The organism is Micromonospora sp. NPDC005710, from assembly GCF_040630995.1.
Taxonomy (GTDB): domain Bacteria; phylum Actinomycetota; class Actinomycetes; order Mycobacteriales; family Micromonosporaceae; genus Micromonospora.
Window position 1 is genome coordinate 1 of the sequence record NZ_JBEXYP010000029.1, and the last position, 14,859, is coordinate 14,859.

Genomic DNA, 14,859 nt, shown 5'->3' on the forward strand with positions numbered 1-14,859 from the left:
GCCAGCGCCGCGAGCGCTGGCCGACCGACGGCTCACCCACCCGGATCCGAGGGGATGGCATGCGCACGGAATTTCAACTGGTGTTTCCGGTGGTAGCCGGTGCCACACGGCTGGTGTACGGCGTGCGGCGGTCGAAGCTGTCGACCGCGGGTGTGGAGGTCGGCGATGTCTGACCTCCCACCGCGGGTGCTGTTCGGTGCGGCGTACTACCACGAGTACCAGCCGTACGACCGGCTCAAGACCGACCTCGACCAGATGGCCGCGGCCGGATTCACCGTCATCCGGGTCGGTGAGTCGGTCTGGTCGACCTGGGAACCGGAGGACGGCCGATTCGACCTCGGCTGGCTTCAGCCGGTCCTCGACGGCGCCCACGAACGGGGGATCAGCGTGGTCCTCGGCACACCCACGTACTCGGTGCCCCCATGGCTGGCTCGCCGGTACCCGGAGATCGCCGGGGAGCTACGCACTGGTGAGCGGATGGGATGGGGCGGCCGGCAGGAGGCGGACTACACCCATCCCGCCTTCCTGTTCCACGCCGAGCGGGTGGTTCGCGCGGTCACGGCCCGGTACGCCGACCATCCGGCCGTCATCGGGTTCCAGGTCGACAACGAACCCGGCCTGTGGCTGTTCCGCAACCACGGCGTCTTCCAACGGTTCGTCGACGAGTTGCGCCGCACGTACCAGAGCGTCGAGACGCTGAACCGGGAGTGGGGTCTGGTCTTCTGGTCGAACCGGCTGTCGACCTGGGAGGACCTGTGGCGACCGGAGGGCAACACGCATCCCCAGTACTCGCTGGCGTGGCGGCGCTTCCAGGCGCGACTGACCACGGAGTTCATCGCCTGGCAGGCCGGCATCGTGCGCGAGTACGCGCGCGCGGAGCAGTTCGTCACCACATGCATCGACTACGGGCGGCCGGCTGTCGAGGACGAGGAGTTGGCCGGTCGGCTCGACGTGACGGCGGGTAACGCCTACTACGAGGTGCAGGACGCACTGGCGCTTCCCGACCCCCGAACGCCCAAAGACAGGTTGGAGGACGGGGCCTGGACGATCTCCCAGCGCGCCGACCGCATGTGGAGCTCACGCCAGGAGCCGTTCCTGGTCACCGAGACGAACGCCAACCACCGGATCTCCCCGCACAGTCGCCCCGCCTACGACGGGCAGTGGCGACAGGCCGCCTGGGCCCTCGTCAGCCGCGGTGCACAGATGATCGAATACTGGCACTGGCACACCATCCACGCCGGCGCGGAAACCAGTTGGGGCGGCATCATCCCGCACAGCGGGCGACCCGGACGTACCTACCGGGAGATCGCCCGCATCGGTGAGGAACTCGCCACCGCCGGCGACCTCGTCGCCGGGCTGATCCCCGACGCCGATGTGACCCTGCTGCACTCCTCGCCGAGCAGGTGGCTGATGCAGGAACACCCGCCGCTGGCCCGGCAGGACGGCAGCGGCGACCGCGATTCCTACCACGCGTTCTTCGACGTCTTCCACCGCGGGGCGTTCGACGCCGGACTGCAGACCCGCATCGTTCACGCCAGCCAGCTGACGGCTCAACCCGTCGAGCAGGCTGTCGAGGACCATCCGGTGCTCGTGGTGCCGGGGCTCTACGTCGCCGAGGACGCCATCCTGGACTGGCTGAAGGCGTACGCGCACGCCGGCGGGCACCTCGTTGTCGGCCCGCGCACCGGCTACAGCGACGGCGAGACGCGGGCGCGCCTCGACGTGCAGCCCGGGCGCCTCGCCGACGCCGCCGGAGCGTGGTACGAGGAGTTCTCCAACCTGCTGACCGACGTGCCGGTGATCGCACGGGACAGCGGACTGACCCTGGACGGGCAACCGGCCGCGACCCGCTGGCTGGAATGTCTGATCGCCGAGGACGCGACGGTGGTGGCCGGCTACGACCACCCACACTTCGGGCAGTGGGCGGCCGTCACCACAAGGGTGGCCGGACGCGGACGAGTTACCTGCGTCGGAGCGCTGCCAAACGTCGACCTCGCCCGCGCCATCATGCGTTGGCTCGGCCCCGCACGATCACCCGAGTGGTGGGTCACGCCCGAATCCGTGACCAGCACCGGAGCGACCGCGCGCACCGGGCAGCGGCTGAGGTTCCTGCACAACTGGTCGTTCACACCGGTGGACGTCCGGATCCCGGTCGCGGTCACCGACGTGCTCGACGACACCGCGTACGCCCCGGGAGACGATCTGCGGTTGGGGCCCTGGGACGTGCGCGTCCTCGTCGAGGACTGACAATTCCTGCGGACCGAATCGCCCCGGGTCGGTGGTTTCCCACCAGAACCGGGGCGATTCGGCAGCTACACGTGTGGTGGGGCGGGTCGACGGGTGACGACCGGGGGCCGGGTGCCGCGCCGACGGCACCCGGTCCGGCGTCACCGGCGAGTTACTGTCGGGTCCACTTCTGGTTGTTGCCGCCAGTGCAGTTCCAGGTCTGCACTGTGGTGCCGTTCGCGGTGCCCGCGCTGGTCACGTCCAGGCAGAGCCCGGACTGGCGGCCGACGACCGATCCGTTGCTGTTGAGGGTCCACTGCTGGTTGGCGCCGCCGTTGCAGTCCCAGATCTGCACCTTGGCGCCAGCGGTGGTGGATTGACCGGGGACATCGAGGCATTTGTTCCCGTACACCTGTAGGGCGCCGTTGGGCAGCGCTACCCAACGCTGATTGCTTCCGCTGTTGCAGTCCCAGATCGCCACCTGCGTGCCGTTGGTGCTGCTGGCCCCGGGTATGTCGAGGCACCTGTTGGATCCGACGCCCCGCAGCACGTTACCGGAGCCGGTGGGCGGCGTCGTCGGGCCGTCGAGTCCCCAGCCGTGCCGGAGCCGGTCGAGCCCGGACTGGTTCGTGATGGTCAACGACAGGTTGGTGCCGCTGCCGGTCAGTGACGTGATGGCGCAGGAGGCGTTGAAGCAGGGGCCGGGGCCCTGGGTCTGGTTGGCTTCCTTGACGCCGGTCCAGAGCAGCGAGCCCATGCCCAACTCTCGCACCGTGTCGGTGAGCGCGTAGAAGTACGACACGTTGTTGTTGCCGTCGCGGGGGCCGTTGTAGTTGACGCCGGTATTCATCGGCACGCCGAACTCGGTGAGGATCGCCCGGTCGGCGTACCCGCACAGGCGGGCCTTGAAGCTGTTGATCCACTCCGCTGCGGTCGGGTGGGTCTCGCCGCCCAGCGTGTACATGTGGATCGACAGCAAGGTTCCGTTCAGCCGGGAGTCGGCGCCCACGGCGCACAGGTCGATGTCCGACCAGAGCCCCGGCACCACGATCCGACCGCGCGGGATGCTCGAGTAGCGCTGCAGGAACGCGGCCGCGAGGTTGGTCAACTCGGTCGCGCTGTACCCCCACGGTTCGTTCACGATGTTGAAGTAGAACCGGCTGTTGCTGCCGTACTTGGCGATGACCGTGTCCCACATCGTGTAGAACGCGTTCATGTCGCTGATCCGGCCGCCGCTCGGAGGCCAGGGTGCGATCATCACGTTCATGCCCATCGCGCTGGCCGCGTCGTACGCCGCTGTCAGGCTGCCCCACCACGGCGACGACGTGGTCTGTGGGTTGATCCCGAATCGGACCGTGTTCGAGCCGAAGCTCTGGAATCCCCTGAGGATCGCGGTGGCCTTCGTATAGGTCGTCGCGTAGTTGTCCGACTTGGACAACCCGATCGGGACGTTCTCGTCGTACAGGAAGTTGTCCCTGGTGTCGGCCCAGTTGACCCCGCGGAACTGGCTGGTGGCCGCCTGCGCCGGTGCGCTGGGCGCTACGTAGAGACCGAGTGATCCCAGCAGCACGGTGGCAACCGCGCCGATCGAAGCAAGACGCCACAGGCGTCTCCGTACAGTCATGTCATCCTCCAAGTCGGTAGCCAACTTCACCTCAGGCTCGGCACCATGTCGCGGGTCACGACGGAGACGCTGTGGTGGCCCTGAGGGGGTTTCGTGCGGCTGGTGATCCAGCCGATGAGTGGCACCGCTGTCGCGGGCGGCGCCTATCCGAGGCGCCATTGTTGGTTGGTGCCGTTGTTGCAGGACCAGAGTTGGGCGAGGGTGCCGTTGGCGGTGGAGCCGCCGCTGACGTCGAGGCAGAGGCCGGATTGGGCGCCGGTGATGGTGCCGTTGGTGTTGACGTTCCATTGCTGGTTGGCGGTGCCGGTGCAGTCCCAGATGATGACTCGGGTGCCGTTGGTGGTGCCTTGGCCGGCGGCGTCGAGGCATTTGTTGCCGTAGACGGTGAGTTGTTTGCCGGAGGTGTGGGTGAAGCGTTGGTTGGTGCCGTTGTTGCAGTCCCAGATGGCCAGTTGGGTGTCGTTGGTCTGGGAGGCGTTGGGGACGTCCAGGCACTTGCCCGCGCCCACCGCGCGGAGGGGACCGCCGGTGACCGGCGGGGGCGTGGGGGTGACACCGTTGAGCGCCGAGGTCAGTGGGCCGAACCATTTCGCGGCGATCTTCTGGTTGCCGGAGCTGTTCGGGTGGACCCCGTCGCCGGTGTCGGTGGAGGTGTTGAAGCCGGTCCACTGGTCGACCACCGTGATCGGCGAGGCCGCTGTCGTCTTCGACGCGGCCCAGGAGGGGATCACATTGTTGAGGTTGACTACGCGCTGAGCGCACTGCGAGCAGTTGCTCGGGTTCATCGGGAGAATCTTCGCGACGAGGACCTTCATGCTCGGGTTGCTGGCCCGCATCTGGTCCACCAGGCGGCCGAAAGCGCTCAGGATGGTGGCCGGAGCGATGTTGCTCCAGACATCGTTGGTGCCCAGGTGCATGACGACGACGTCGGGCCGGGTGGCGGACAGCCAGCCGGGCAACTGGTTCTGATTGGCGATGTTGGTGGCGAGATAGCCGCCGTGGCCTTCGTTGTCGCCGTCGTACGCGACGCCGCAGCCCTGACCGGGGAGTGTGCCGACGAAGTCGACGTCCCTGTAGTTGGCGTTCTGCAACTGATTCCAGAGCAGAGCGCGCCAGCAGCCCGGGGAGCCGGTGATCGAGTCGCCGAGCGGCATGACCCGTACCGGTGCGGCGGCTTGGGCCGGCCCGACCGCGACAAACGCGGTGGCCAACAACAGCGCGGCAAGAAGTCCGTGAAAATAGAGAGGGAATCTACGAAGCATGGGACAACTCCTGGCGAGTCACGTGAGGGACCTGAACTGTTCGGCAGGGCGTCCACGACGCCCTTCCGAGCCTGCTGTCCTCGCTATCCGAGGCGCCATTGTTGGTTGGTGCCGTTGTTGCAGGACCAGAGTTGGGCGAGGGTGCCGTTGGCGGTGGAGCCGCCGCTGACGTCGAGGCAGAGGCCGGATTGGGCGCCGGTGATGGTGCCGTTGGTGTTGACGTTCCATTGCTGGTTGGCGGTGCCGGTGCAGTCCCAGATGATGACTCGGGTGCCGTTGGTGGTGCCTTGGCCGGCGGCGTCGAGGCATTTGTTGCCGTAGACGGTGAGTTGTTTGCCGGAGGTGTGGGTGAAGCGTTGGTTGGTGCCGTTGTTGCAGTCCCAGATGGCCAGTTGGGTGTCGTTGGTCTGGGAGGCGTTGGGGACGTCCAGGCACTTGCCCGCGCCCACCGCGCGGACCGGCCCACCCGTGACCGGCGGGGGCGTCGGCTGGCCGGTGGAGCCGTAGGGGCACTCGCTGAGGTACCGCGAGACGCCAGTGGAGTCCGCGAGTGACGGGCACAGGAACGGCGCGTAGCGGTCGTCGTTGTCGAGGAAGACCTTCAGCCAGGGGATCTCCCGCCGGGTCACCTGGGAGTTGCCCCAGGTGGGGAACGCATGACCGCCACCGGTGAGCTCGACGTAGGCGCCCTTCGTGGTGGCCGGCTTGGTGGCCCACAGGCTGTTGATCGAGGAAGGGGTGATGGTGCCGTCGTCCCGTGCGCCCATGATCAGCGTCGGTACTCGTACGTTGGACAGGTTCTGCGAGAACGAGGCCGGCGCGAGGGGTATGGCCGCCTTCAGCGAGGGGCGGCGCATGGCCGCGCTGATGGCGCCGCCGCCACCCATGGAGTGACCGAGCACGGCGAGCCGGTTCGGGTCGACCCGGTCACGAACCGCGCTCTGCCCGGTGAGGTAGTCCAGCGCGGCCAGCAACTGGGTGCCCCGGGCGGTGTCGAAGTCGTTCGGACTGTTGGTGTCGATGCCGATCACCACGAAGCCGAAGGACGCCAACCAGGGCCCCATCCAGGCACCCTCGGCGGCCCAGGAGGCGGTGTAACCCGGCACTGCGGCGATCGCGCCCCAGGTCCCCTGACTCGTGTCGGTCGGGTAGTAGATCTTCCCGCCGTTGAAGCCGAAGCCGCGCGGCACGGTGATCTCAGCAGTGGCGAACGTGCCGCGGTTGGCGGCGACGCTCTGCACCGTGGGATTCGGCCCCCGTTGGTACGAGGCTGCAGCAGCGGAAGTGGAACTGTCCAACACGGCGGTCCCGGCCATGGCTACGCCCAGCATGGCTGCAGCCGCGCCTGCGCCGATGCGCCAGCTCCGCCGAGATGCGGATCTGACACCCTGCCCGGCCCCGCCTCCGCTCGGGACCCCGGGCCGCGGATCGCCACTCGACACTGGTTGATCCTGTGATCTCTCGTCAGGCAGGTTCACGACGTCCTCCGATCGAATGAGCGCTGCGCCTCGCCACGAGTCGCGATCGTTGCGCCCGTTTTGCGCGATGACATTTGCGGTTACATCGATATCCATCAACATGCTCGCCGATCTGTTGGCCCGTTGTCATGTCGGTCCGGAAGCTGCTATGGGCACGCAAAAGTGGCCGTCCCGACAGTCATGAGAAGACGGTTCCGGCGGCGGGCAGCTGCCCCGTTGTGGCGCACATTCGGCGATACGGATTCCGCGCCGCTAGGGGAATCGACGGTCGGGGTCCACCAACCGTTGCCACACGCCTGAACTGCAGGAGTAGCGAGGGGGCGGTACTTCCGGGCCATGCCGAACACGCATGGCCCGGAAGGCCCCGTCACCTCAGGTTCGGTACCTCGTCGCGGGTGACCACGTACGAGCTGTTGTAGACGGTGTTGATGAACGACGGTGAGTTGATGCTGCTGTCGCTGATGAAGCTCGTGTGCCAGGTGTTGAACAGCACCCACCGACTGCCGGAGGACTGCAGCTGCGCCGGGTCGGGGATGCGGCCGTTCTCGTGCAGTGCGATCGGAACCGAACCGCCGTACACGTTGCGAGCGGCGTTGAACATCGACGTCAGCGGCCCGTGGTCCCCGGCGTACGTGTCGGCGCCACCGATGTCGACGTACTGCTTGCCGGGGTACCACGCAGAGTTGGGGGAGCCGTTGAACGGGTGCAGGTAGACCAGGTTGTGCACCCCTTGGGCGCGCATGAAGTTGTAGGTGTAGGCCCACAGCCGGTTGTACTGGCCAGCCCCCTCCATGCTCCACCAGAACCAGGTGCCGCTGGCCTCGTGCCAGGGTCGGAACAGGACAGCGCCACCACCGTTCTGGATGATCTTCAACTGGTTGGCCCACGCGGTGAGCCGTTGGTTGAGCCGGCCGTTGTCGGCAGTGCCGGAGGTGAGCGCCGCGTTGATGTTCGCCCGCATCAGGGAGCCGTCATAGCCGTCGGTGTTCTGCGCGGGCGAGCCCATGTGGTAGCCGACCATCGGGATGCCGCCGGCGTTCCACCAGGCCAGCCCGCGGGCACCGAAGTCCGGAGCGTCACCCATGTCCTGGCCGCGGACCGCCGGGTACTTGCCGGAGGCGTTGCGGATGATGTTCATCTCGTAGTCCGGGCCACTGACCCAGGTCGACTCCTGCTGGCCGGAGAGGATGTGGTTGCCGTACTGGCTGTAGACGTAGCACAGCAGCCGGCGCGCGGAGGCGGTGGCGTTCGGGTCGACGGGGGCGACGTTGCAGCCGCCGGGGGTGGGCGGTGGAGTGGTCGGGTTGCCGCCGCCCTGCGACCAGCGCTGGTTGGCCTGGCCGTTGCAGTTCCAGAGGGCGACCAAAGTGCCGGCAGCGGTGGCGGCGCCGGAGACGTCGAGGCACAGCCCGGACTGCACGCCGGTGATGCTGCCGTTGGAGTTCAGCCGCCACTGTTGGTTGGCAGCCCCGGTGCAGGACCAGATGATCGCGGCGGTGCCCGCGCTGGTCTGGCCGGCCTCGGCGTCCAGACACAGGCTGTTGTTGAAGACGCGCAGCTCACCGGCGTCGGTGAAGGTCCAGGTCTGGTTGGCCTGGCCGTTGCAGTCCCAGATCTGCACGCGCGTGCCGGTGGTGGCGGAGTTGCCGACGACGTCGAGGCAGCGTCCGGACGCGGCGCTGGCCAGCCGCCCGGTCGACGCGGCAGCGGCATTTCCGGCGGTCAGCCAGACCGCGGACAGGCTGACGCCGGCCGTGGTCAACACGGCGAACAGCAGGCTCATCCACCGGGTGCGGCGTCGCCGCGTCGGCGGGGCGGGAGGAGCGAGTGCCATGTCAGTACTCCAAGGGGTGGGGTGCGGTGGCGTGGGGCGGGGGATCAACGAAGGTTGGGGACCTCGTCGCGGGTGACGACGTAGTTGTGGTTGTAGACGCGCCGCAGGAACGTGACGTCGTTACGCTCGGTGAGCCAGGTGCCGTTCCAGGTGCTGAACAGCACCCAGCGGGTGCCGGTGGACTGGAGCTGGTCGGGATCGGGGATGGGGCCGTTCTCGTGCAGGGCGATCGGGACGGTGCTGCCGACGATGGCGCGGGTGCGGTTGAACAGCGGCGTCAAAGGGTTGTGGTCGTTGGCGTAGGTGTCGGCGCCGCCAATGTCCACGTACTGCTTGCCCGGGTAGAACGAGGCGTCGGGTTCGCCGTTGTACGGGTGCAGCCAGACCAGGTTGTGGATGCCCTTGGTACGGGTGAAGTAGTCGAACTGGAACCGCCACAGACGCTGGAACTGGCTGCCGCCCTCCTTGCTCCACCAGAACCAGGTGCCGCCGGCCTCGTGGTAAGGCGCCCACAGGACGGCGACGCCATTGGACTGGAGGCGCTGCAGTTGGGCTGCGGCGGCGTCGAGCTCGGAGAGATAGGAGCGGTTCTCTGCCGTGCCCGGCGTGAGGGTGGCGTTGATGGACGCGGTGCCGCCGTAGTTGCACGAGCTGGTCGCCGGTGCGCCGACATGCCAGCCGATCAACGGGATGCCGCCTGAGTTCCACCAGGCGAGAGCCCGGTCAACGGCGCCGGGGCGGTCGCACATGTCCAGGCCACGGATCGCCGGTTGCTTCCCGGTGTTGGTCTGAATGTAGGTGAACTCGGCCTCGCTGCCGTTGGTCTCCCGCTGGCCGGACAGGATGTGGTTGCCGTACTGGCTGTAGAGGTAGCACAGCAGTTTGCGAGCTTGAGTGGTGGCCTGCGGGTCAACCGGAGTGGCGGTGCAGGTGGGCGGCGGGGTGGTTGGGCCGCCGGACTGGCTCCAGCGCTGGTTGGGCTGGCCGTTGCAACTCCAGACCACGACCCGGGTGCCGTTGGTCAGGTTGTTGCCTTCGACATCGAGGCACAGGCCGGACTGGGTAGCCGTGATGCTGCCGTTGGTATTCAACCGGAACCTCTGGTTGGTCTGTCCGGTGCAGTTCTGGATGGCGAGCGGGGTGCCGGCCGTGGGGCTGGGCAGGTCCAGACATCTGGTCTCGTTGAAGGTGCGCAGTTCACCCTGGCTGGTGAAGACCCACCCCTGGTTCTGCTGCCCGTTGCAGTCCCAGATCGTGACCGGGGTGCCGGCTGTGGGGCTGTTGCCGGACACGTCGAGGCAGCGCCCTGACGCGGCACTGACCAGCGGGCTGCCGACCGCCGCCGAGGCGGTGCCCGCTCCCAGCAGTACCGCCCCACCGCTCGCGGCCACCAGGGCTGCGGCGAGCATGATTCTCCATCTCATGACGTTCTCCTCTTGGGTTTCGGGGGTGTCCGTCCCGTCCGACTCATCGGGGTTGCGACGTCGCGAACCAGACGTGCCCGTGGGTCCAGCCCACGAAGCAGTGCGGATAGGTGCGGGTAACTCGATACGAGTTACCGGAGGAGGCTGTTCATCCTGTCGCTGGACGGGTCGATCGTGCCGATACCAGCGTTGACAACGCTGTCACGGTGGGCGGCGAGCAGTCAGTGCGGCTGACATGGCACCCGCAAACCCTCGGCCGCAGGTCGATCACGGCGATCCGGACTGTGGCCGGAATGACGAAGACCGGCGTGGGAGGCAGGTCGTTTCTGCGCCGAAGAGCCGTCGCGACGTCCGGCTCCGTTCGCCGGGCTGCGACGGCGAGGCCGTCGTTAACATGCCGGAATCATGTTCTTAGTTCATGCACGCTGTCAAGTATGTCTATGCATCGAGGCGTTGCAACCCCGGTAAAACCCCGCCGTTGCTTGACTGAATCAACAAATGATGACCAGACCGCACCCCGGATACGGAAAGGGCGCTGGTCAGCGGGCCAGGATGCGGTGCTGGAGGGCGATGACGGCGGCGCCGCGAGCCCATTCGCTGAAGGTGAAGGGCTTGACCACCACGTCTACGGGCGTCGAGGTCCAGTGGGTGTGGGCCGTGAGCGCCGCGTCGAAGGCCTCGGCGCACACGTCGTACATCGCCACCGCCTCGCCGGACAGGATGACCAGCTGCACACCGGTGATGTTCGCGACCGTGGCGACCACCTGCCCAAGGGCGTGGCCGGCCTCCTCGAAGATGCGCCGGGCCGCCGGCTGGCCTTCCCGCGCGAGGGCCAGGCACGCCTCGAAGGTCAGGTCCGAACGGTCGAGGGTGGTCGCGACGGCGCGACGGATCGCCGCCGAACTGCCGTAGGCCCGGGCGCAGCCGCGATGGCCCATCTCGCAGAGCGGGCCGTTGTCGTGGATCGACAGATGCCCTACCAGGCCCGTACCCCGCCCGGCGGCACTGACAAGGCGGTCGCCGATCACCAGGCCGCAGCCGAGACCGGCACCCACCGTAACCAGCGCGAATGAGCTGCGCCCCACGCCGGCACCGAACCACTGCTGGGCGGCGGTCAGCGCCCGTACGTCGTTCTCCACCACCGTCGGCAGGCCCGTGGCCGCCGCGACGAGGTCGCCCAGGGCCACATTCCGCCAGCCGAGGAACGGAGAGGTGGGCACGACAGGGTTTCCTCCGGAGGCCGTGCCAGCCAGGCTAATCCCGACGGCCGCAGCCGGCTGCCCCGATCCGGTCAGGTCCCGCACGGCCTCGCCGATGCGGGCCACGACGTCATCAACGTCGTGGCTGATCAGAGGACGGCGCAGCTCCCGCTGTATCTCGGCGCGAAGATCGGTGCGGACAGCGAACAGCTCGTCTTCGGTCAGTTTGACACCGATCAACGCCGCACGAGCCGGATCGACTGCCAGCGGCTGGGAGGGACGACCCATCGTGCCGCGATCGCCGACCGGCTGATGGAGCAGGTAGCCGTTTTCCAGCAACGGTTTGGTCAGCTTCGTCACGGCGGACGGGGACAGGTCCAGCCGGCGTGCCGCCTCCGCCCGCGACAGCGGCCCGTGCACCAGCAACTCGACGAAAACCGATCGCATGCCCTCGGTCAGATGCGCATCGGACAGCACCTGGACATCTTGGACAGGTTTGTTGATGATGTCAAGGAATGAGCGCGGCCTGCTGGCGGATCGGCTGGGTGTTCCGCGGGATTTAGTTCACGGAGGACGTAGTGTCGCTGGTGTCCCTTGATCAGCACGGCCAGTTGTGGGCACTCAACACTCGCGACTCTACCTACGTGATCGGTGTCGAGGTCGACCATCTGACCGGCGATGCGCTGGTGCTGCAAAAGTACTGGGGGGCATTCCTACCGCCGCAGGCTGCCCGGGAAGCCGCCGCCATGTCGGCCGGGCCAGGCAGCCCGTCGGGCGCTGGACGGCACGTGACCAGCTTCTCCCGACCGGCCGAGATCGAGGAACTGCTACCGGTCGACGGCGGCCTGCGGTGGGGTCTACCGGCCCTCCAGGTCGCGGTGGATCAGGTGCGGTCGCTGGAACTGCGGTTCGTCAGCGCCAGCGTCGTCTGCGAGGACGAGGCGGACCAGCTCGACATCACACTGGAAGACGGCACCTTCCCGATCGACGTCGTGCTGCACGCGAGGGTGTGCGCCGACTCGAACGCCATCGCACGGTGGGTGACCGTACGGCACCGTGCCGGCAGCGACGCGGCAGTGGAACTCAGTCGCCTGGACTCCGGCAGCTGGTTCATCCCGGACGCCGAGGACTACCGGTACCGGGCGGCGTGCGGTGCGTGGGCAGAGGAGAGTCAACTCCAGCAGGGCCGGCTGCCGGTGGGTGAGTTGACCTTTACCAGCAGGCAGGGCATCACCGGCCACCATGCCAATCCCTGGATCATGATCGACGCGGGAGACGCCGGTGAGGAGCACGGTGAGGTCTGGAGTGTCGCCCTGGCCTGGAGCGGCAGTTGGCGGATGACCACCACCCGCCGGCCAGAGGGCGGGACCGCGGTGGCCGCCGGATTCGGTCACGAGGGGTTGCGGTGGACGCTTCCGGCCGGGGCCGAGCTCGTCACCCCGCCGATCCTCGGCCTCTACAGCGCCAGGGGGTTCGGTGGCACCAGCCGCAGCTGGCACGACCACATCCGTCGGCACATCCTTCCCACCGGCGACGAGGTCCGCCCGGTGCTCTACAACTCATGGGAGGCAACCAGCTTCGCGGTCACCGAACCGGAACAGCTCTCGCTCGCCCGGTGTGCGGCCACCCTTGGCGTCGAGTTGTTCGTCGTCGACGACGGATGGTTCGGCCGGCGCGACGACGAGCACAGTTCGTTGGGCGACTGGTGGCCGCACCGAGAACGGTTCCCCGACGGGCTAGGAAGCCTGTTCGACGGTGTCCGCGCGCTGGGTATGAAGGCCGGGCTGTGGGTGGAACCCGAGGGCGTCAGCCCGGACAGCGACCTCTACCGGGCGCACCCGGACTGGACACTGCACCTCGAGAACCGCCGCCGTGACCGCAAACGCCACCAACTCGTGCTCAACTTCGCCCGTACCGACGTGCGTGACTGGGCCCTGGAGTGGCTCGACCGGCTCGTCACCGACCTACGCCTCGACTACCTCAAGTGGGACATGAACCGGCCGTTCACCCAGGCTGGCTGGCCCGACCAGCGCCAGGGCCACGACCGTGTCTGGATCGAACACACCCGGCACGTCTACCAGGTCATGGCCCATCTGCGCGCCCGTCATCCGGGACTGCGGATCGAGTCGTGCGCCGGTGGGGGCGGCAGGCTCGACCTTGGCATCCTGCACCACATCGACCAGGCTTGGCCGTCGGACAACACCGATCCCATCGACCGGCAGACCACGCAGCACGGCATCTCCCAGCTCTACCCGGCCAACGTCATGTCCGCGTGGGTCACCGAATCACCGAACGGGAACGTCGGTCGGAGCACGCCGTTGCGCTACCGCTTCCACGTCGCTATGGCCGGCGTACTCGGAATCGGCGTAGACCTTGCCGGTTGGTCCGCCGCCGAGCTGGACGAGGCTCGCGCGCTGGTCGAGCAGTACAAGACGGTACGCCGCACCATCCAACACGGTCAGCAGTACCGGCTCGGCGGACGGCCCGGCGCCGAGCGGTCCGCGCTGCAGTACCTGCTCGACGACCAGGTCGTGGTGCTCGTCTACAACCCGCACGGAAACGCCAAGAGTGGCCCCCGGTGGTTGCGGCTGACCGGCCTGGATCCGGACGCGGTCTACGAGGTTGCCGTCGGGGGCGACACCGACGGCGTACCCGGACGGCTGGCCGCCGACTCTCGCTGGCAGGGCAGCACACTCATGGCCGTCGGCATCCGCCCCACCGCCTGGGAGCCCATCGGCGCCGACCACCGCAGCGACCTGATCGTGCTGCGGATCAGGAGGTAGCGGAGACGTCGGTTAGCGTGCTCTGCCGGGGCATGAGCCGGTGGGCTGCGCGGAGTTCCACGCCGGGCACCGGCTCGGTGCTGCCGATCCGCATCATGAGCCGGGCGACAGCGAGTTGGGCGATGGCCTTCTTGTCCGGCGAGATGGTGCTGATCGTGGGCCGTCCATACCGTCCGTCCTCGATGTCGTCATAGCCGATCACGGCGATGTCCTCGGGGACGCGTAGCCCGCGCTGGAGTGCGGTGTGGATGGCGCCCGAGGCGACCAGATCGCTGTAGCAGAACACCGCGTCCGGCGGGTCTGGCCGGTCCAGCAGGGCGGTCATGGCGGTGGCGCCGTCGACCCGGTTGAAGCGGGTGGTGCTGATGATCAGTGATTCGTCGACCGGCAGACCCGCGGCCGCGTGGGCGGCCCGGAAGCCTCTGGTACGTAGCTGGGCCGCCTCCCCGGTGGGGTAGGGCTGGTCGCCGATCGCGGCTATCCGGCGTCGCCCGATGGCGATGAGGTGCCGGACTGCTTCGGTGGAGGCGGCCACGTCGTCGATGCCGACGTGATCGAAGGTGCCGTCGGAAGGGCGTTCGCCGAGAACCACCAACGGCAGGGCCGGATCGCGGAGCGAGAGATCCGCCTGGGACAGGCCCAGCGGGCTGATGATCATGCCGTCGAACAGGAAGCGCCGTGGCCCCCGTCCGATCAGTTCCGCTTCGTGGTCGCGGTCGCCGTCAGTCTGGTCGATCAGCACGTTGTAGCCAGCCTTGCGGGCCGCGGGAATGATCGCTTGGAGTAGTTCCGCGAAGTACGGAGTGTCAAGATACGGCACCACGACGACGATCTGTCCGGACCGACCTGCGGCCAGGTTGCGGGCGAGGACGTTCGGGCGGTAACCGAGTACGGCGATGGCACGCTCGACCTTGCCCCTGGTGGCGTCGGTGACCCGGGCATACCCATTGACCACGTTGGACACGGTGCGGGGTGAGACGCCGGCTAGTTCGGCGACGTCCCGTAGCGTGCTCTCCCCCATGGACGCCT

At 67.9% G+C, this 14,859-nt stretch carries 9 protein-coding genes; 2 read left to right on the plus strand and 7 right to left on the minus strand.

Translation table 11 applies throughout. From position 1 onward, the window contains the following. Window positions 1-165: 165 nt before the first annotated feature. Window positions 166-2,247, plus strand: a complete 2,082-nt coding sequence (locus ABZ406_RS27985) for a beta-galactosidase (protein ID WP_357767792.1) — start codon at window positions 166-168, stop codon at window positions 2,245-2,247. Window positions 2,248-2,398: 151 nt separating this feature from the next. Here the strand turns inward: ABZ406_RS27985 and ABZ406_RS27990 are convergent, their stop codons facing one another. The 6 genes from ABZ406_RS27990 to ABZ406_RS28015 form a co-directional block, all read right to left on the minus strand. Continuing rightward, window positions 2,399-3,850 (minus strand): ricin-type beta-trefoil lectin domain protein, encoded by a 1,452-nt coding sequence (locus ABZ406_RS27990; protein WP_357767795.1) that lies wholly within the window; start codon window positions 3,848-3,850, stop codon window positions 2,399-2,401. A 143-nt stretch (window positions 3,851-3,993) separates the two neighbouring features. Beyond that, window positions 3,994-5,112 carry an RICIN domain-containing protein gene (locus tag ABZ406_RS27995; protein ID WP_357767798.1) on the minus strand — a complete coding sequence of 373 codons (1,119 nt, stop codon included), beginning with the start codon at window positions 5,110-5,112 and terminating at the stop codon, window positions 3,994-3,996. Between the two features lie 83 nt (window positions 5,113-5,195). Then, on the minus strand, window positions 5,196-6,353 hold the full coding sequence (locus ABZ406_RS28000; RefSeq protein WP_357767801.1) for a ricin-type beta-trefoil lectin domain protein: 1,158 nt from the start codon (window positions 6,351-6,353) through the stop codon (window positions 5,196-5,198). A gap of 604 nt (window positions 6,354-6,957) precedes the next feature. Beyond that, window positions 6,958-8,424, minus strand: coding sequence for a lectin (locus ABZ406_RS28005; RefSeq protein ID WP_357767804.1), 1,467 nt, complete (start codon window positions 8,422-8,424; stop codon window positions 6,958-6,960). Between the two features lie 44 nt (window positions 8,425-8,468). Then, a complete protein-coding gene (locus ABZ406_RS28010; protein ID WP_357767807.1) occupies window positions 8,469-9,848 on the minus strand; it encodes a glycosyl hydrolase in 1,380 nt (459 codons plus the stop codon). Window positions 9,849-10,387: 539 nt separating this feature from the next. Then, entirely contained in the window at window positions 10,388-11,524 is a 1,137-nt protein-coding gene (locus tag ABZ406_RS28015; RefSeq protein ID WP_357767810.1) for an ROK family transcriptional regulator, read from the minus strand. A 101-nt stretch (window positions 11,525-11,625) separates the two neighbouring features. Here ABZ406_RS28015 and ABZ406_RS28020 point away from each other — a divergent pair, with 101 nt between their 5' ends. Then, on the plus strand, window positions 11,626-13,830 hold the full coding sequence (locus ABZ406_RS28020; protein ID WP_357767813.1) for an alpha-galactosidase: 2,205 nt from the start codon (window positions 11,626-11,628) through the stop codon (window positions 13,828-13,830). Here the strand turns inward: ABZ406_RS28020 and ABZ406_RS28025 are convergent. After that, window positions 13,820-14,851, minus strand: coding sequence for a LacI family DNA-binding transcriptional regulator (locus tag ABZ406_RS28025; RefSeq protein ID WP_357767816.1), 1,032 nt, complete (start codon window positions 14,849-14,851; stop codon window positions 13,820-13,822). The genes ABZ406_RS28020 and ABZ406_RS28025 overlap by 11 nt on opposite strands. Window positions 14,852-14,859 lie beyond the last annotated feature (8 nt).

Bases quoted from the DNA above. Each gene is read 5' to 3' on its own strand.
- ABZ406_RS27990 (WP_357767795.1), bottom strand. From the start codon at position 3,850: ATGACTGTACGGAGACGCCTGTGGCGTCTTGCTTCGATCGGCGCGGTT.
- ABZ406_RS28005 (WP_357767804.1), bottom strand. From the start codon at position 8,424: ATGGCACTCGCTCCTCCCGCCCCGCCGACGCGGCGACGCCGCACCCGG.
- ABZ406_RS28010 (WP_357767807.1), bottom strand. From the start codon at position 9,848: ATGAGATGGAGAATCATGCTCGCCGCAGCCCTGGTGGCCGCGAGCGGT.
- ABZ406_RS27995 (WP_357767798.1), bottom strand. From the start codon at position 5,112: ATGCTTCGTAGATTCCCTCTCTATTTTCACGGACTTCTTGCCGCGCTG.
- ABZ406_RS27985 (WP_357767792.1), top strand. From the start codon at position 166: ATGTCTGACCTCCCACCGCGGGTGCTGTTCGGTGCGGCGTACTACCAC.
- ABZ406_RS28025 (WP_357767816.1), bottom strand. From the start codon at position 14,851: ATGGGGGAGAGCACGCTACGGGACGTCGCCGAACTAGCCGGCGTCTCA.